Genomic DNA, 17,580 nt, shown 5'->3' on the forward strand with positions numbered 1-17,580 from the left:
TTTATTCCTTATCCGATTTGCCGTCGTTCATTTCGCTGATCGATTGACGCATTTGCGTATCCGCGCTTACGTTCTTATAGTTCATGTAATCCATAATTCCTAAGTTCCCAGAGCGGAATGCTTCTGCCATAGCAAGTGGAACTTCAGACTCGGACTCCACAACTTTCGCACGCATCTCAACAACTTTCGCAACCATCTCTTGCTCTTGTGCAACTGCCATTGCACGACGCTCTTCTGCTTTTGCTTGTGCAATACGCTTATCAGCTTCTGCTTGCTCAGTCTGCAAGTGTGCACCAATGTTCTTACCTACGTCTACGTCTGCAATATCAATGGACAAGATTTCGAATGCTGTACCTGCATCAAGACCTTTATCAAGTACCGTACGAGAAATAAGATCTGGATTCTCAAGTACATTCTTATGGGAAACGGAGGAACCTACTGTTGTTACAATACCCTCACCTACACGCGCAATAATCGTCTCTTCACCCGCACCACCGACTAGACGGTCGATGTTCGCACGAACCGTTACACGAGCAATTACACGTACTTCAATACCATCTTTAGCTACTGCAGATACAACCGGTGTTTCAATTACACGCGGGTTAACACTCATCTGTACCGCTAGAAGGACATCACGACCAGCTAAGTCAATCGCTGCTGCACGTTCAAATTCTAGCGTGATGTTGGCACGGTGTGCAGCTACTAATGCGTTTACAACACGGTCAACATTACCACCAGCTAAGTAGTGACTTTCTAATTGATTAAGATTAAGATCAATACCTGCTTTTGTCGCTTTAATTAGAGGGTTAATAATACGACTTGGTGTTACACGACGAATACGCATCGCAACTAGTGTTAACAAGGAAACTTTCACACCTGATGCCAATGCGGAAATCCACAACATCACTGGCACAAAGCTAAAGAAAATAATAAGGGCAATCACAACAAGTCCAATAATGATAAAACTAAAAATCTGTTGATCCATTCTTTTTCCTCCTTCAAATTAACCGACGAACTACTTGTTTTCTTTTACCAATTGCACAACAACACGTACACCTTCAACTTGAATGACTTCAATCTGACTTCCACTTGCAATAAATTCTCCTTGTGTCACAACATCCACACGAGTTCCATCGATAGAAGCTGTGCCTGCAGGACGAAGCGGCGTAAGCGCTACACCTCGCTGAGCAAGGCGAAACCTTTGGTCTGGTGCAGAAATGTAACCTTCTTCAGTCGTTAATTGTTCCTTGAGGATGAAACGCTGCCATGAACTACTCCGAGCAAATTTCTTCAGGACAATTAAGACGATTCCAACTGCGAGCACAACCGCTACGATCGCAGCATACAATGCTTCAGTTGGGTTCGGAGCCGCTTGGATAACGCCAGTAAATACGCACAAACCGCCGACTATCCCTAGGATGCCAAAGCTCACAACGATTAATTCCAAAAGTAAGAATATAACCCCAACTCCGAACAAGATCAAATCGGTATATTCCGCTGACCCGCCTGTGAATTGTAGCACGAAGTAAAGACCAAATGCGACCACACCAGCAAGTAAGAATAATCCTTTTTTAAGAAACAGAATTTCGAGTAAGACTCCAACTGAACCAATAAGGAGCAAGATTACATAAAGATAAGGTGATGATGCAAGTGCACCAACCATCGGAAGCGCCCCCTTTCTCAATCATTTTGTCATATCAGATACTAAGTAATACGTAATTCGACAAATTTGGTTTCAAAACAAAGAAAAGACCGGAAGAAGTCACCTTCTCCCGGTCTTATGTTTAAGTCTTAAGATAATAATTGTTGAACGCACTGATTAACAATTTTGCCATCAGCAAGTCCTTTTACTTTCGGCATAAGAGCACTCATCACTTTTCCCATATCCGCTTTAGAGGAAGCTCCCACTTCTTGGATGGTCTGCTGTACAATTGCTTTAACTTCTTCCTCAGACAACTGTTGCGGTAGGTATTCCATGAGAATGTCAATTTCTGCTTTAAGTGGTTCAGCCAGATCATTACGACCTGCCTTTTCAAATTCTTGGAGGGAATCTTTACGCTGTTTGATCTCGCGACTAAGAACGTCAAGCACTTCATTGTCATCTAAAGCCTTACGCTGGTCGATTTCAATGTTTTTTACCGCGCTACGAACCATACGGATTACGGAGAGTTTAAACTTGTCCTGACTCTTCATCGCTTGTTTCATATCTTCGTTCAATCGTTCGCTTAAATTCATGTAACGTGTTGCCTCCTAGAACTTTCTCTTACGAGCAGCCTCAGACTTCAATTTGCGCTTCACACTTGGCTTCTCATAGTGTTTGCGTTTTTTTACTTCTGCTAAAACGCCATCTTTCGCAATGGAACGCTTAAAACGACGAAGAGCAGCATCTATAGTTTCATTCTTTCGAACGCGAGTTTCCGACACCAGTTTTCCCTCCCTCCGAATAGACCGTCCAAGACAACAAAGCGGTTCATCAAACTACATTATACGTGAAAGATGGGCCACCTGTCAATAAAAAACGGGCTACTTTTGCAACACCATCTTATGCCACGCAAGTCAATCCTGGGTATTAAACAGAAGCAAGCGGTTTAAGCTTTGCTCCACCAAGCAGGTGATTATGTAAATGGAACACCTCTTGGCCCCCATTTTTCCCACAATTATTCGCGGTTCGGTATCCAGACTCCGCAATACCTAATTCACGAGCAACAACTTGTGCTGCGCGGTTCATCTCCGCAATAATTGGCCAATCTTCATCTTCCACATCATTCATGGAAGCGATGTGCTTTTTAGGAATAATGACTACGTGAACGGGTGCAGCAGGGTTAATATCATGAAAAGCTACCACAACATCGTTCTCAAACAGCTTCTTCGAAGGAAGCTCGCCATTAACAATTTTGCAAAAGATACAATCCATTGAACTCCAACCCTTCTATTACACTTTATCACTATAATACCGAATTATAAAGTAAATCGCAAAAACTAAGTTTTTTAAATATTTTAGACTATCAGTCTAATTTCCTATGGACGATTCATTCCACCTCGCGATATACTGAAGAAAAGCATTTGAAATGGGGGATGTCCGAATGAATCCATTCATGCGAGCCAGTACTCGAAAAAAGCGGGAAACTGTGGTCGAAACGGCACTCCAGCTGTTTACAGAACATGGTTTTGAGAGCGTTTCCGTTGATGATATAATCGCCAAAAGCGGCATTTCCAAAGGAACTTTTTACCACTACTTCCAAGCCAAAGATGAAATCATATGCGAGATCGCACTTAAACAAATCCAGATCGTGAACGCTTGGATGCTGCATAAACCATCCCAAGTCTTATCGGTTGAGGGTCATATTAATCGCCTATTTGTAGACTTAGCGTCTAATGCAGTTGCTTATCCACGTCTCATGCGCTCTATGACTGCTCTTGCGCTTCATAATGAAACCGCGGGTGCCGTACAGGAACAATTCATGACAACGCTTCGTGAAGCTATTGGTCATTGGTTGCCAGATACCAGAAAGGCAGAATTATTGATCACAACGTACATGGGGACTTTACTACGCTGGTGTGCAGAAGATGAATCTGATGATGTTCTCACTCATTTGCTTCGCAGTAACTTGTCTTGGGTATGGGCAGGACTTCGAGTCGAAGGTACATCCATTCCTTTTCAACTAGAACCGGAAATCAAGGAGGAGTCTGTAATGAAGGTCGCAGTTATTGGAGGCGGGCTTGCGGGACTTACAGCAGCAGCTTATTTATCAGAGAATCGTTTAATTGAAGGTGTTCTATTCGAAAGAAGTCCTCAGCTTGGCGGACGTGCGTTTACGTATGAAAAAGCTGGTTTCACATTAAACTATGGTGCACATGCCATCTACGGCATTGATCGTCATAATATTTCTGCCCTTGAAAAGGAATTAGGTCTATCATTCTCCTCGAAGCAAGTTGATAAGCGTAAAGTGATGTATGCCAAACATGGTCAATTGACTCCAGCACCACTGGATTTTGTTAACTTAATGCGTACAGACCTGCTTAACCCGCTCGAGAAGGTTCGATTTGTCGGCGAAATTGCCGCAATTATCGGTCATATTCATAACGTGAAAAATTACGCAACACTAGGTGATTACCTCGCAGAATCCGATGCAAGTGAAGACATTAAAGAATTGTGGGAGCATCTTGTATGCTCGAACTTCTTTATCACACCAGAAGAAGCCCGTAAAGTACCTGGCTCAGTAATTTCAGAATATTACCACAATCTATTCCTATCCACGCGCCCTGTGAACTATGTGCTAGGCTCATGGGCAGTCATCACAAACGGACTACGCACCAAGATTACAGACTCGAGCCGCTTTGAGATTGCACTGCAAGAAGGCGTGGATGGCATTAAGTATCAAGACAAGAAATTCGTATTAACAACGAAAAATCGCGAGATGGCTTTTGATAAAGTAATCTTCGCAATGCCTGTTCAACAAGTCGTGAAATTGCTTCGCAATACGCCTTGGGAGCCATTCTTATCCGACTATGAGAACAATACTTCTACAGAAGTAATGGTGTACGACATCGGTCTTAGTAAAGTTGTGGCGCGTCCGTTCAGCTACATCTCGGATATGGATAATAAACTCTTTATTACAGATGTATCTGCAACTGATCACACTTTAGTCCCGCCAGGCGGACAATTGCTACAGGCGATCGCATACCTCAGCGATAACTTCGACAGCGAAGAAGAGCGCAAGGCTTACTTGGAAAAGAAAACAATCCAAATGGAAGCTTTGTTCGATACTTATTACCCAGGCTGGAGAGATCACGTTGCTGTGAAGCGTGTGTCTAAGAAGGCAATGGTTGCGTCCGTTAAGAACATCTCCACGAACTCCTTGTTACCAAATCGCGTAGAGAATGTTCCATTCTACTTCTGCGGCGATGGTTGCCAAGGCAAGGGAGAGCTTGCTGAACGCTCCTTCTCTAGCGCACGTAGCGCGGCGAAGATGGTTCTGAAAGACGTAGAGGCAAGTGCGACGCTTGTGTAAGTGGATATTATTATTGGATTGTTGAAAATGAAAAAGGATGGCGTAGTAGCCATCCACTGGCTGTCGAGAGGTTCTCGGCAGCCTTTTTTTCATGAAAAACTTTACTCTATTTAGCAGTGACGATCGGCATCATCGCTATCGTCCAAACGATAAGAGCAAATATAATACTACATACGACCGACACGATACTCTAGGGTGTAACATTAGGAAATATACTTCGTCTATTTGCTTGATTTTGTCCTCAAATAAGCTTCGATAACTTCTTCATTCGGACCTCTTGTAGTTTGAAAGGAATAATACAACATCCCTGTATTGTACTGATACACTTTATTCTGGTTATTTGAAAATAACGTGTACGTCGTATTGCCTATTGTCGTTAGTGTTTGATCCATTTCTTTAAATTGCATTGGGCTCCTCGATAGTAATAATTGAAGACCATTTGTAAAATGGATCGTGCAGGTTGGTAAGGTAAAATGATCATTGTATTCTACAATTTTATCAATTTCCCAATCCGGTATAACCGGCATAACTTTAACAAGCAAAATATTCGGTATATCGGATGATTGGATTTCTCTTCTAGATATATTTTCATTGAAATATCCATTACGATACAAGAATAGTCCAATGAGGGCTGCTAGTATGATTGCAATAACAATAGTTCCGACAATTAATCTCTTCATCATTTTGCTATCAACAATCACTCATTTACATTCGTTTAGAATCTCGTTAATTTGCTTCATATGTCTTTGTTCGTGTACATATAAGGATTCCACCCAATCGATTAATAACATTTCTTTAAAAACCGGATGAACAAAGGATCTTCTGCTCAGAATGCTTGGATCTTCAACTGCATTTAGGATGGCATGCAACTTTTCTCTTGAATTACGAAGTCTAGCGATGATTTCATTGTGATCTAGCGTTTCATCAACTGGTATAACCATATCAGGAGCTTCTAACTTGTTACTTCGATCAATCAATACATCCATTGACTTATGTTCCATAATAGAATCTTCATCGGTCTTTAATCCTCTTTTGATCGCGATGGAATAAAGCTCTTCGGTCTTACTTAAATGCTGAAAGATTTGAGCAATGCTCCAGCTGTCGGAATCTTTACGTTTAATTAATTGTTCTTCGTTCAACCGAGCAAGGAGTACTAACAAGTCATCTCTCGTTTCCTTTAACTTGTGATTGATTTCTTGAAGTTCCATCGTAATCACGCTCCCCTTAATATAAGTTACAATTTATGCAAAAATACGTTGTTACATGATACCTAAATGTTTCTTCATTAAGTCTTCTATGTTAATTCCGTTGATTGTTAATCCAGTGATATTACAGTCTGTAATCTCCATATTCGTTAGGTCACAGTTCGTGAATTTAATGGATTTGTAGTCGCCATCGGGTTGATAGTTGTAGTCTCCTTCTTGAGGGAGTGCAATATTGGCGAACTCTGTTCCGAATAAATGAACATGATCAATTTGCATATGACTCATGTTCGCGTTTTGAATAGATGAATGAGATAAATTAATATCGGATAAATTCCAACTCGCTGCATTAATATCACTTAGCGTTGCCTCACTCATATTCGCGTTCGTTACTTTCATTTTTGACAAATTTACATTATGAAAATCTAACTCTTGTGCATTCACATTCTTAAAAGTAGAGCTCGAGATATCCTTCATTTCCAAATTAAATTTACCTGCTTCTAATTGCATACACTTACTCCTCTTTTCACATGGAATTTTTATTGGTTTATATATAAATAAAACGCCACAACCTTAGAACTTTCTTCTCTTAGGCTGCGGCGTACGTAAACTCAGTTTATGATATTGGAGATGCATTATGGAGTGTTGTTCCTTATCTTTACTGCAATGACTGAATTAATAATAGCAAGAATAACAATTGCCAGGTACTTGAAAGTGTTATGTCTTACTAATTCTAATTTGGGTAATTCATCAGCGGCATAGCCTAAGAAATAGAGTAGAGCACTTGAGACGATTACACTAATAAGAGAAATACTTGCAAGTGAGAAACCATTGATATTTTGCAAATACCTTTTAAAGAAAATACTCTTAACAAACAGCAGTGATAGGATGATAATAAAGAACACAAAGATAAAGTCAATGAATTGGAAAGCTTCCTGTGACATTAAATATCCTCCTTCTATAATTACAAGTTCTTCTCCATCACATCTACAATGATAGCACCAAAAAACTTGCCGCCCAAGTAAGTATTTAACTGCCACTGCCCACTTGAAGGTAATTGAAGACTAGATGGAATATGAGCGTCTGCACCATTGTTAGGGCCACCTAGCCCGCTGTATTCCCAAACATGTTCCTCTCGAGGTGTTCCGCTATTTGTTACAAGTGCCATAACTTTCTCATTCATACGCATGTTTATTGCTTCTACTCGAAATGGCTTTAATGCCAATTCTTCTTTCGTTCCCCAAAAATGCCACATGTATTTATTCACTTGATTCGCTATAAAATCTGGTCCAAGAATGCCTAATCTTCCTTTAACTTCAACCATCGGGCTATCATTTGAATAAAAGATTGGACTTGGTTTCATTGCCGTTTCTTTATCTGTATTGCATCCAATTAAGCCCACTAAGGCTATACATATCAGCATAAATAGGAGGGTTCGCTTACTCATTAGTAGTGTCACATCTTATGTTTCATAATCGTTGAAATTAAGGCGCCAATCCGTCACATAAGCGGGATAATACCCTACACGGTTAGCCACTCGTTGGGAGGCAATATTACTTGCGATAACGTCATAAAGTGGCACAGAGCCACGCTCCAGCACTTCAAACGTCAATCTATTCACGAGATACGCGGCCAAGCCATGATTACGATAATCTGGAAGTACATCCACACCAATCTGCCAGTTCTTCGCACTTACATTGTCCGCACCGGCCATACCAACAACTTTCCCATCTTTCTTAGCAAGAACAACCAATACTGTCTGATAAGGATGATTCACGTTCTTTATAAGTGCATTATTAAATCCATCAAGCCCGAATAACTGATAGACTTCATCCTTATCAACTATTTCATAGGTAAAATGAGCTGGTGGCAACATCGGCTTTATTTTCTCAATATCCGGCAGGAAATGTAAGTACAAACCTCTGATGAACGGTAAGGAAAAGATATAATCTCGAGTCTTACCTTGCATCTGTTCTCTAGCAATAGCTAGTCTTTCCGGTGTTGCTGACACAACAATGGATTTCCCCATGGACAATATATCAAAGTGACACTCTTTTCTTGGAAAAGGCTTGCGTCCGGGATTATCTTTGGTCTCAACAAAAATGACCGTGTCGGTTTCACTATTCAAGTCATCAATCGTGCAATTGAGATCAATCGCCAGTTGTGATTGAACGATATGGATCATTTCTTTGTGAGTCATCATGTAAGAACACCTTCTCTCAGAAACAACATTAAATCTTCTCGATAACCTCATCAATCTTACCAGCGATCATGCCCGCACCCTTGTTGATATTACCGATAATATGCGCGTGGATCTTGCTTTCGGGATATACAGAGGATTGCATGATGACACCTGGGTCACTGCCCATTACAAAGTATTTGAAAATCTTGTTATCGCGCTTCAAAATCCAGACTCCGTAACCATAGTAAGTCTGCTCACCTTCTTGTTCATGTGGAATTAGCATTCGATTCGTGATTTCTGGCGATAGTAATTGATGATTAAACAGCGCATCCCAGAACTTAATTAGATCACACACAGTCGTGAAAGCTCCTCCATCTGGTCCGCCTTTGATCGGTAATGAGTAAATATTCGTCCTCCAAGTTCGATCATCTTGATCGATATATCCATTCGCTGTTCGCTCAGGGAGCTGATCCATTCTATAGTAACCTGAATCTAGCATCCCACATTTTTGGAAAATACGGCTCTCCACATAATCTGTAAATGCCATCCCGCTTCGCTGTTCCACGATTAAACCTAGCAAGATAAAACCTGCATTGTTATATGAAAATCTTTCTCCTGGAGCAAATTGCATAGGTTTACTCTGAAATAAGGGTAGAAAATCTGTTGGGGACTGAAGGGAGTACATAGGGGTGTCTTTCCACAACTCTTCGAAAGAACCCATCACATCCTCATCAAAATAATCCGGCACACCCGAGCTATGGGTTAATAAATGATGGATCGTAATACCCGGATCGAACTCAGGAAAAGAATGATCAAGGCAGTCTTTTAAGTAGGTATCAAAAGAAAGTAAACCCTCTTGCACAAGCTGACAAATTGCCACAGCGGTGAATATTTTGCAACCTGAAGCGATCCCGAATCTTGTATCAGTACGATTGAGAATATGCTCGGATCGATTGGCGTAGCCGTAACCTTTTTCAAAAACACTAGACTTGTCACGAACTAGAACAGCCCCGGAGAATGGGAGGGTTTCATTGTGTTTATGGATAATATCTTCTATAAAGTGAGTAAGATTCATTGCATGATTGTTCCTTTCTTTACATGTCCTGAAGCGTTTATTCGATGTCACGATACGGTATTCCTTCTATCTCGTTCCATGTGTTTCACGCAAATAACGGTACAGGAGAGAAATCCCTGCACCGTTAGATTACAACACCATACGCTTACTTCGGTTCACTGAGCACTCCACTTAGCATTGCGATGATGCTTGCGCCGTACCCAGCCCCTGGATAAGCCCAGCCGGTTCCATTCGGGTTGTCTGCAGCACCGAGCCATTCCACATAAGGAGCGGTTCCCCGGGTCACATAGCCAAATCGAGGATCAACAACTGCCTGATTAAGAGCTACTGTACTCGCATATGCCTTCAAGTGCTGAATTTGTGCTCTGACGCCTATCCTTGGACTTGAGAAAGTAGCAGGACTAGTAGCACCCGAATTCACTGCACCAATCCCAGCGTAATTGTTCTGAGAAGGAAGGACCGCACCGCCATAACGGAAATATCCGGTCTCTTGAAGCGATTGCGCCCAGGCTATATCTCCCCTAACACCTTCCGCTTGCCCTTCCTCAATGAACATCTGGGCAAGCTGCTGAATTGTGCAGTTCGGCAGCTTCGGCGAGGAGTAAGCTTTCAAAGAATAAGAAACCATCTGTTCTGCCGTCGCCTTCGCCGTACCCATAATTGCCATCATCGTGTTGTTCGAATCATCGTCAGCGTATGGGGGGATACACCTTGTTACCGATATCGTCGAACACCGAGAAGCCTGGATGCTTGTCACACTCCACCTTCGCATTGTCTAGGATGCTATATGCTCCAACCTGTGAAGCCGCATCTGTCCATGATTTACGCACTCTCCATAGCGCAGCATTCAGCGGATACACCTTAATCCCATGTTCATCAAATACAGAGTAACCTGAATGCTTATCACACTCGATCTTTGCATTTTCCAAAATGCTGTATGCACCGACCTGTGAAGTTTCATCATCCCATGTCTTACGAACGCGGTACAATCCATCCGATGGCTGAGATGTGTTCGGGTAAACCTTCACCCCATTCTCATCAAATACGGAATAGCCCGGGTTCAGATCACATAAGGCAATCGCATTCTCCAATACGTTGTAGGCTCCGATTTGCGAAGCAGCATCTGCCCATGTTTTACGAACACGGTATAGCTTGGCTGGAGGAGTCGTGCCACCACCATTCCAAGTACGTCCGAGGAACGCGACCACCCCTTTGGCAATGCCTGTTGCTGCTTTCGTCAAGAAGGCATCTGTCTTAAGCAGTGACTCTTCGCTTGGATTCGAGATAAAGCACACCTCGGTTAGAACAGCTGCCATATTCGTTTCTCTTAGTACCGCAAAGTTCGCGAACTTCACACCACGATTCGGAAGGCCTATTGCAGACACTAAATTACTCTGGACAAAAGATGCCAATCGCTCATCCGAACCACCTGGGTCAAATGCGTATGTTTCCGTACCAGTAGCCGTTGCACCTGCACTGTTCAAGTGGATACTTAGGAAGTAATTAGCCCCTGTATTATTCGCGTAGTTTGCCCGCTCCGAAAGTCCGACGAAAGTGTCTGTTGTTCTTGTGTAATTGACAGACACACCGTTAGCCGTAAGTAAACTTCCTACTTTAAGTGCAAGTTTTAATGTAGTCGCACTTTCTGTTAAACCTGTTGGTCCATTCGCACCTGGGTCATATCCACCGTGTCCAGCATCAATTGTGAAATCTACCATTTGTCATTTCCCCTTTAACTTTAGATTGGTTATCCGCTGGCCAGCTTAATCTATAAAGAGTGTTTACGAGTGAGATTCACAACCTTTTGCGAAGGATTATTTTTCAAAAAATGATAAGTGTTAGAGAAGACAACAAAAAATCCTCTACGCGAGTGCGAGAGGATCGTATCATGTTATACAAGGACGGATTTAATAAGTGAGGAATTATCCGCTTTTCTGAGAGTCTGTCGAATTGTCACTTCGCGATTTCATAGCGCTAATAATCTTCTTGAACTGTTCTGGCATCGGCAGCCCGATTCTCGCATAATTTTCCGCAATGGAGATCAATTCATTCGCAAGGTAGAAGTATATGGCTCCGATCATGACATAATCCACTTCAAATAATAGATCAATCCGATGTGCAAGGAGGATCACGACAAGCATTAAACCTTTTTTCGTGATGCCCCAAAATCCAATGGAGCTGCTTAACCCTTGTCCCGTCTTTAGCGCCGCAAGAATACCTGTAACATAATCGATGATAATCGTTAATGTAAAAAATCCGAGTAATTCGCTCCATCCGCCGAAGAAGTAATTGATGATACAACCGGCGGTTGCTGAGATCATTTTGAAAGATAACTCATACATCAATCTCCTCTCCCTTCTATTTACCTTTGATCCCATTATCCAACTCCGTCTCTTTGAGATATTCGAAAAATCCAGGTACTGCCTCTAGATCGTAACGATGAACCACCTCCATAATTTTGAGGCATACATCTTGCTTCAAGTCGTCACGCTGCTGCTGTGTAGTCTGATACAGGGACTTTTTTAATTTGGGTGCGAACATGCTGATGATACCTTCCATTGCCTGCGGATTGTGATTCTTCGCTTCATGGACTAAAGATGTCAGCATTCCCATATCGATTCTCCTTTCGTATCATTCATGAACCCTATTCATCCTTCACGGCTTTACGCAATTTTTTGAGTGCTTGATTCTTCATCTTACTGACGGCTTGCTGGGATAGCTCAAGCTGCTTAGCAACTTCGGTATCTGTAAGCTGTTCGATATAGATACGTGTGAGGATTAACTTTTCTTTGGCAGTGAGTTCTAGTATCGCCGTATGCAGCTTGATATCGATATCCAATTGCTCTAATCGGTCACCCACTTGATCTGAATCCATTGCTCTTACCTGCTCCCGCTTACTCGAACCACCTGTATCCTCGTTAGTCAACGGTTCATCCAAGGTCAGAGGGAATCGCTGCGCATATCTGCGATATCTCTTGTCGTAGTCGATGGATGTATAGTGAATTAATGAGGAAATGTATCTTATCAATCTCATCTCGGTGTAGAAGGTTCGAAACGCTTGATTGAGTGCCTGCATGTTCTCTTCCGTACCATCTTGTAAAAAAGAGAGGAGTGTATCAAATTGCGTCTGCTCTTGCATAAACAACCGAATTACAGGATATTGAGAAAATGCCTGAACTACATCCTCAGGTGAAGCATTCTTCAGTGTATTAGTGCTTTTGGTCACTCGCATCTGTGCATCCTCCAATCTATTTTTACATATAAAAGTGAAGCAACCTGCCAAATTCACAACCTATTAAATCTTGAATCTCCTCTTTACAAAAGAAACCCTGATCAGCAAGTCGCCGATCAAGGTTTCCAAACATCTGCGCATTTGCAGGTTCGAATTATGTGATTCTGTATATTTCATCGTAAGGGATGGAAGTTCCTTTCAGGAAAAATATGTAAAAATTATTTTTTTGTTATTCGTTTTGCATAGATCACAGAAAAAGAATTAAACACGACCAGATATTGATTTCTATAATTTCGCTTCATCATTCCAGTTGCTTTTATCATGCCTTTGTTCATATAGTAGTCTTGCAGCTTGATATCACACAATAAATCGATCATGTAGTATTCATTTAGCTGCTCTAGCATCTTTTCCACTAATTGAGTTCCAATTCTTTGATTCTTGTAGTCTGGAATAACTTCTAGTAGTGGAATATATGCACTGAGTACCTTGTCTGATATGGCATTAATAAATCCGACTACTTTACTTCTATCTTGATCATAGGCAAGCACAATATAGGTCGAGTTCTTGAGCATCGTATAAAAAGTTTAAAGAGAATCCAAATATACGATCATGATCGACTATCTCCTTACTTATCCTTGAATTTCCTTGATACTTCTTCCACTAAGAAAAGCATGTCCCGTCTTTAATTTATTAACTGTTTGGAATCCGTATCTTTGATACACTTTTTCAACGGATTCATTAATCGGGATTACCCAAAGGTCCTGTAAACCTCTATTAACTACTTCTCTTTGAATGTGTCTAATTATTTCGCCAACCAATCCTTTTCCCCTGAACTGTTCTATTGTTGCTACACTTTCCATGCGTGCTAGCTTCCCATCATCAAAAATACAAGCAGTTGAACAAGCTACTCCATCATATCGAAGGAGGTAATGGGTGAATGCATGGTGATTGAATTGTGCTTTAAATACTTTCTCAATTGTTTCTTTACCACCAAATTCCTTAATACTTCCCTCTATCTCTAATGCTTCGTCGTAATTAATATTAGTAACCAATTCAATAGAAATTTTGTTATTATGTGTTGTCTCAATCACTTTACGATCCCATAATTGAACTGGGGTGATAAACTCTTCATACCCGAAACCTCTTGAGGTTAGTTCGGTAAGTAGCCGCTCTTGGTAATCCACGTTATAGATATAAAATCTTGGAATGATATTTATAGATTGATAGTAATGGATCACTTCATCTATAACTGATTCTGGATCCGTACACACATCACTGATATGGGCATGATTAGCATCATAATAATTGGGTTGTTCAGCATTAAAAAATATCGAGCCCCACTCGGTATCCGTTCGTGAAGTGAAGGTGTCCAGATAGGCAAAGTCGAGTGCAAGAACTTGCTGTAAATTGATCATCGGTTTACTCCTTTATGTGTGGATTAATCCACTTTATCTTCCAAATGTTATAATTTCATCTGTTTATTTAGACCACGAAATACAAATCCACGAAACTGATCCATATCCAATTCATGATAAGAAGCTGCAAAACCATCCTTAACGATAATTTCGACAAACACAGTTGAATTTTCCTTAATAAGAATGCTTTTTCATCGCCTCTTCTATTTTCCCTATTACATCCTTCTGTAGCACCACATTATGACCGGATATCCATGTTTCCATATCCATTTCACTATATCTCTTTATGGTTTCTTCAAATAATTGCTTATCACAATAAAGGTTCGGAATAATCTCATCCATCGAATCTCCAATATTATCCGCAACATTAATCACTTTCTCTTCTTCATCAATTACGCTTATGGAATCAATGGTATGACCTGGTGTGTAGATCAATCTGACCTTATCTTCTGGAAAATATAATTCATTCTCAAAGACCAAATTAGGGAGGTGCTGTTCCACCGTACCCATACCAAATTTAGAATATTTATCAAGCATTTCGTCCCAATTCTTAATAATTAACTCCCTACACAACTGATGAGATACGATTAAGTGATCTTTAAATACATGATTTCCAAAAACATGATCCCAATGATGATGCGTATTAATAATAACTAATGACTTCTCACTGTGTTCTAAGTACTCCAGAACTGGTTGCACAAACTCAGAACCCAGTCCTGTATCAATTAAATAATTGTTCTTCGTTCCCATTATCAAATGAATGTTTAAGTCAAAGAAACGATCCGCTCGATCATCCGAAAATACGATATTTCTGCTATTAATCTGTTGAATTTTCATGTTCAATCTTCCCTCCGGAAATAGTCTCTTTTCAAAACACTAAATATATTTATTTCCCCTTAAATTTCTCTGGTTTCTTTACATAGCTCTCAATGATAAAGCCGCAACTTGCACAGAGTACATGTACAATTTCAGAACCCATCTTGAAAATACCCGCTTCAGGAAAAACATTGGCATAGCCGCTTTGAATTCCTTTTACAATATCCTGACCACCACATTTGGGACAAGTCATCATGAAACCATCTCCATTCGATTAGTTTTGTCGCTTTTTACGATTGATAAGATAAGCACAAACATAATAAACAATCCAGAAAACAAGTGGGATGAATGGACTTAAACATACTTCTCCTCCTAATTAAATGGATCTTGTCATTCTAGCGAATCGAGGACCTGCTTGAAAACCTACTTTGTTATAAAGTAATTCTGCGGGATTACCGACAGTAATGCACAGCTTTACAACCTCTGTATAAGTATTCGCTTCCTCTTTTATATAATTAAGCATGAAGTTAGCAATTCCCTTATTCCTATGCTCAGGAACTACACTAATTTCTCCTATTTCCGCGAATCCTAAAGGCATCTTTTCATAGGTACCAGCAATACAAACTCCAACTACTTCTTTATTTGATTCATTTACCATATATATCGATAAATTCTTATGTTTGTAAGCTTGTAACAGATACGTTATATCTTCCATCATCTTCTCATCGCTGGGAACACCAAACATCTCATAGTCGATTCCACCATCGTAACCTGATCTCATTGCCTCTCTAATTTTTATTAGGTCTTACCACATCTCAACATCGGTGTTAGAATATACAACTTGAAATACCGCAAATTCATTCTTGTCAGCTTGTTCTAATTTATAGTTATTCATAATATTTCCCCCACAGATTCAATGTCGTATATGTAAACACTCATAGTCCCCTAACTTTGGGAACTATACTGAGCTTATCTGGATAACCGAATCCATTTCAATAGAGAGAAATATTTATAAATGTTTTTAACCAAACACTGAGAGATGCTTTGTGCAATTGTAAAGAACACACTCCCATACTTCATCTCTCAGCTGTAAGATTGTTATTGAGGTGTTATCTATATAAGTTTTAATGAAAACGTCAGGAAGGAGATGTTGGAGTGTTAAACCAATTAATGCACCGTGGCTAACGATAAGAATTCGTTTACCTGCATGTTTGACACTAACTTCTTTGATGAAGTCTATTCCGCGTCTACCAACATCCTCATAAGATTCCATCCCTAAGCTCCGGGAACGCCAATTCGCTCCCCATTTCTCAATTCGCTCTTCTTCCGTTGTGCCTTCAACTAGCCCACAGTTAATTTCTCTTAGACGGTCATCTATAAGTATGGGCTGAATCCTTAATGACGTACTAACAACTTCCGCTGTCTGGAATGCTCTGTTCAGTTTACTTGAATATACAAGATCCCAGTGTTCACCTGAAACTCTTGTAGCAAGTTCTCTAGCCTGTTTAAATCCAGTTTCGTTTAGAGAAATGTCCGAAATTCCCTGTGCCTTACCAAGTTCATTCCACTGCGTTATTCCATGTCTAATTAGTCCAATGGTTGTAGTCATATTTACACCTACTCGATATTGAGAACTGTTTTATACGTTATAAAAGATGCTTTCACTTCTAAGGAACGGAACACAATATTCAGCGCATAACTTCGGCATTCTCTCACGCATCCATGATTGGACATTTTCATTTTCCATCTGGAAGACGTAATATCCGATAATCGCGACCAACATGAAACCTTCAAGCTGTAAGAGTTCATTTGCTGTGTAGTTACGATTCCTAAAATATCCTTCTAGGAAAATGTCCCTTCGATCGGAAGGCAGCATTAAAGCCCCCATCGCCACATCTAACAAGGCATATCCTGTTCCAAAGAAGCCAAAATCGATAAAACGGATCGCTCCCCCAGATGTAATAATCATATTTCCCAAACTCAAATCCCCATGAATAAAATCAGGTCCTACCTCATCACTCTGGACATCTAATCTTGAATTAATCAACTGCAGCGTTTGCTCAATTGAGGTAGCGTCAGATGGCGTAAACAAATTCTTTTGCACACCTGAATGAATAACTCGTATCATCCGCTCATTATATGCCTTACCTTGACTCGGACGTTTCTCCATGCCTGAGCGTTCGTATTGTTGAAAGAAGGTGTGTAGTTCTGCTATTTGTGATCCCAGCATTTTTACAAGTTCAAGATTATTAAAATCGTCCTTATTCAAGTCCCTCCCATCCAGCCAAGTAAGGACAGAGCAATTTAGCAACTCTCCTTCAATATCGATAATCGTTATTAATTCCCCATCTTTATTTCTAACTGGGGTTTGTACTTCGCTAGTACTCCAACTCCCCAATTTCTCAAGCATTTGCAATTCTCCAAGAATGCCATTGTATGTATGTTGAAGACCTCTCATGTCAGGTACAATGGGATCATGAATACGAAGTAAATATGATCTACCTACTTGATCCTGTATTCGATAGGTTCTGTTCTCATTATGTCGTAAGAAAATAATCTCAGGCTGCTGGATCTCGTACTTGCTTAAGATGTTTAAAAGCTCCGCATTCGTCATTATGTGCTCCTTTATAGTAGCTGGCTTGATGA

Annotated in this window: 25 protein-coding genes; 1 reads left to right on the forward strand and 24 read right to left on the reverse strand. The window is 40.6% G+C overall.

Features of this window, described 5'->3' with window-relative positions; genetic code table 11:
- Position 1: 1 nt before the first annotated feature.
- The 5 genes from floA to NV379_RS04890 form a co-directional block, all read right to left on the reverse strand.
- On the reverse strand, positions 2 to 985 hold the full coding sequence (gene floA, locus NV379_RS04870) for a flotillin-like protein FloA (protein WP_258206128.1): 984 nt from the start codon (positions 983 to 985) through the stop codon (positions 2 to 4).
- A gap of 30 nt (positions 986 to 1,015) precedes the next feature.
- Positions 1,016 to 1,663 carry an NfeD family protein gene (locus NV379_RS04875; RefSeq protein WP_258206129.1) on the reverse strand — a complete coding sequence of 216 codons (648 nt, stop codon included), beginning with the start codon at positions 1,661 to 1,663 and terminating at the stop codon, positions 1,016 to 1,018.
- A gap of 128 nt (positions 1,664 to 1,791) precedes the next feature.
- Positions 1,792 to 2,235: a GatB/YqeY domain-containing protein gene (locus NV379_RS04880; protein ID WP_258206130.1), complete on the reverse strand. Its 444-nt coding sequence runs from the start codon at positions 2,233 to 2,235 to the stop codon at positions 1,792 to 1,794.
- Positions 2,236 to 2,250: 15 nt separating this feature from the next.
- Positions 2,251 to 2,424, reverse strand: coding sequence for a 30S ribosomal protein S21 (rpsU, locus tag NV379_RS04885; protein WP_258206131.1), 174 nt, complete (start codon positions 2,422 to 2,424; stop codon positions 2,251 to 2,253).
- 145 nt (positions 2,425 to 2,569) lie between these two features.
- A complete protein-coding gene (locus tag NV379_RS04890; protein ID WP_258206132.1) occupies positions 2,570 to 2,914 on the reverse strand; it encodes a histidine triad nucleotide-binding protein in 345 nt (114 codons plus the stop codon).
- A 181-nt stretch (positions 2,915 to 3,095) separates the two neighbouring features.
- Here NV379_RS04890 and NV379_RS04895 point away from each other — a divergent pair, with 181 nt between their 5' ends.
- Positions 3,096 to 5,012, forward strand: coding sequence for an FAD-dependent oxidoreductase (locus NV379_RS04895; RefSeq protein ID WP_258206133.1), 1,917 nt, complete (start codon positions 3,096 to 3,098; stop codon positions 5,010 to 5,012).
- 221 nt (positions 5,013 to 5,233) lie between these two features.
- Here the strand turns inward: NV379_RS04895 and NV379_RS04900 are convergent, their stop codons facing one another.
- The 19 genes from NV379_RS04900 to NV379_RS04990 form a co-directional block, all read right to left on the reverse strand.
- A complete protein-coding gene (locus NV379_RS04900) occupies positions 5,234 to 5,692 on the reverse strand; it encodes a hypothetical protein (RefSeq protein WP_258206134.1) in 459 nt (152 codons plus the stop codon).
- Positions 5,693 to 5,713: 21 nt separating this feature from the next.
- Positions 5,714 to 6,220 (reverse strand): DinB family protein, encoded by a 507-nt coding sequence (locus NV379_RS04905; RefSeq protein ID WP_258206135.1) that lies wholly within the window; start codon positions 6,218 to 6,220, stop codon positions 5,714 to 5,716.
- 51 nt (positions 6,221 to 6,271) lie between these two features.
- Entirely contained in the window at positions 6,272 to 6,724 is a 453-nt protein-coding gene (locus tag NV379_RS04910; protein ID WP_258206136.1) for a pentapeptide repeat-containing protein, read from the reverse strand.
- A 125-nt stretch (positions 6,725 to 6,849) separates the two neighbouring features.
- Positions 6,850 to 7,158, reverse strand: a complete 309-nt coding sequence (locus tag NV379_RS04915; RefSeq protein WP_258206137.1) for a hypothetical protein — start codon at positions 7,156 to 7,158, stop codon at positions 6,850 to 6,852.
- Between the two features lie 20 nt (positions 7,159 to 7,178).
- Positions 7,179 to 7,673, reverse strand: coding sequence for a DUF4871 domain-containing protein (locus NV379_RS04920; protein WP_258206138.1), 495 nt, complete (start codon positions 7,671 to 7,673; stop codon positions 7,179 to 7,181).
- A 3-nt stretch (positions 7,674 to 7,676) separates the two neighbouring features.
- Positions 7,677 to 8,417: a GNAT family N-acetyltransferase gene (locus NV379_RS04925; RefSeq protein WP_258206139.1), complete on the reverse strand. Its 741-nt coding sequence runs from the start codon at positions 8,415 to 8,417 to the stop codon at positions 7,677 to 7,679.
- A gap of 28 nt (positions 8,418 to 8,445) precedes the next feature.
- Positions 8,446 to 9,471 carry a serine hydrolase domain-containing protein gene (locus NV379_RS04930; protein ID WP_258206140.1) on the reverse strand — a complete coding sequence of 342 codons (1,026 nt, stop codon included), beginning with the start codon at positions 9,469 to 9,471 and terminating at the stop codon, positions 8,446 to 8,448.
- 145 nt (positions 9,472 to 9,616) lie between these two features.
- Positions 9,617 to 10,141 carry a glucosaminidase domain-containing protein gene (locus tag NV379_RS04935; protein ID WP_258206141.1) on the reverse strand — a complete coding sequence of 175 codons (525 nt, stop codon included), beginning with the start codon at positions 10,139 to 10,141 and terminating at the stop codon, positions 9,617 to 9,619.
- 19 nt (positions 10,142 to 10,160) lie between these two features.
- The gene (locus NV379_RS04940) at positions 10,161 to 11,189 is read right to left on the reverse strand and encodes an N-acetylmuramoyl-L-alanine amidase family protein (RefSeq protein WP_258206142.1); all 1,029 of its coding nucleotides are present in this window, start codon (positions 11,187 to 11,189) and stop codon (positions 10,161 to 10,163) included.
- 204 nt (positions 11,190 to 11,393) lie between these two features.
- The gene (locus tag NV379_RS04945) at positions 11,394 to 11,813 is read right to left on the reverse strand and encodes a phage holin family protein (protein WP_258206143.1); all 420 of its coding nucleotides are present in this window, start codon (positions 11,811 to 11,813) and stop codon (positions 11,394 to 11,396) included.
- 16 nt (positions 11,814 to 11,829) lie between these two features.
- Positions 11,830 to 12,078, reverse strand: a complete 249-nt coding sequence (locus tag NV379_RS04950) for a helix-turn-helix domain-containing protein (RefSeq protein WP_258206144.1) — start codon at positions 12,076 to 12,078, stop codon at positions 11,830 to 11,832.
- Positions 12,079 to 12,115: 37 nt separating this feature from the next.
- Positions 12,116 to 12,703: a sigma-70 family RNA polymerase sigma factor gene (locus NV379_RS04955; RefSeq protein WP_258206145.1), complete on the reverse strand. Its 588-nt coding sequence runs from the start codon at positions 12,701 to 12,703 to the stop codon at positions 12,116 to 12,118.
- A gap of 218 nt (positions 12,704 to 12,921) precedes the next feature.
- Complete coding sequence (locus NV379_RS04960; protein WP_258206146.1) at positions 12,922 to 13,275, reverse strand: GNAT family N-acetyltransferase; 354 nt, start codon at positions 13,273 to 13,275, stop codon at positions 12,922 to 12,924.
- 57 nt (positions 13,276 to 13,332) lie between these two features.
- Positions 13,333 to 14,118, reverse strand: coding sequence for a GNAT family N-acetyltransferase (locus NV379_RS04965; RefSeq protein ID WP_258206147.1), 786 nt, complete (start codon positions 14,116 to 14,118; stop codon positions 13,333 to 13,335).
- Between the two features lie 174 nt (positions 14,119 to 14,292).
- Positions 14,293 to 14,955: an MBL fold metallo-hydrolase gene (locus tag NV379_RS04970; RefSeq protein WP_258206148.1), complete on the reverse strand. Its 663-nt coding sequence runs from the start codon at positions 14,953 to 14,955 to the stop codon at positions 14,293 to 14,295.
- A 49-nt stretch (positions 14,956 to 15,004) separates the two neighbouring features.
- Positions 15,005 to 15,190 carry a transcription initiation factor TFIIIB gene (locus NV379_RS04975; RefSeq protein ID WP_258206149.1) on the reverse strand — a complete coding sequence of 62 codons (186 nt, stop codon included), beginning with the start codon at positions 15,188 to 15,190 and terminating at the stop codon, positions 15,005 to 15,007.
- A 120-nt stretch (positions 15,191 to 15,310) separates the two neighbouring features.
- Positions 15,311 to 15,715, reverse strand: a complete 405-nt coding sequence (locus NV379_RS04980) for a GNAT family N-acetyltransferase (RefSeq protein WP_258206150.1) — start codon at positions 15,713 to 15,715, stop codon at positions 15,311 to 15,313.
- Positions 15,716 to 15,955: 240 nt separating this feature from the next.
- Complete coding sequence (locus NV379_RS04985; RefSeq protein WP_258206151.1) at positions 15,956 to 16,543, reverse strand: histidine phosphatase family protein; 588 nt, start codon at positions 16,541 to 16,543, stop codon at positions 15,956 to 15,958.
- 30 nt (positions 16,544 to 16,573) lie between these two features.
- Positions 16,574 to 17,548, reverse strand: a complete 975-nt coding sequence (locus NV379_RS04990; protein WP_258206152.1) for a phosphotransferase enzyme family protein — start codon at positions 17,546 to 17,548, stop codon at positions 16,574 to 16,576.
- Positions 17,549 to 17,580 lie beyond the last annotated feature (32 nt).

Origin of the sequence: Paenibacillus radicibacter, from assembly GCF_024721995.1 — a bacterium.
Classification (GTDB): domain Bacteria; phylum Bacillota; class Bacilli; order Paenibacillales; family NBRC-103111; genus Paenibacillus_AM; species Paenibacillus_AM radicibacter.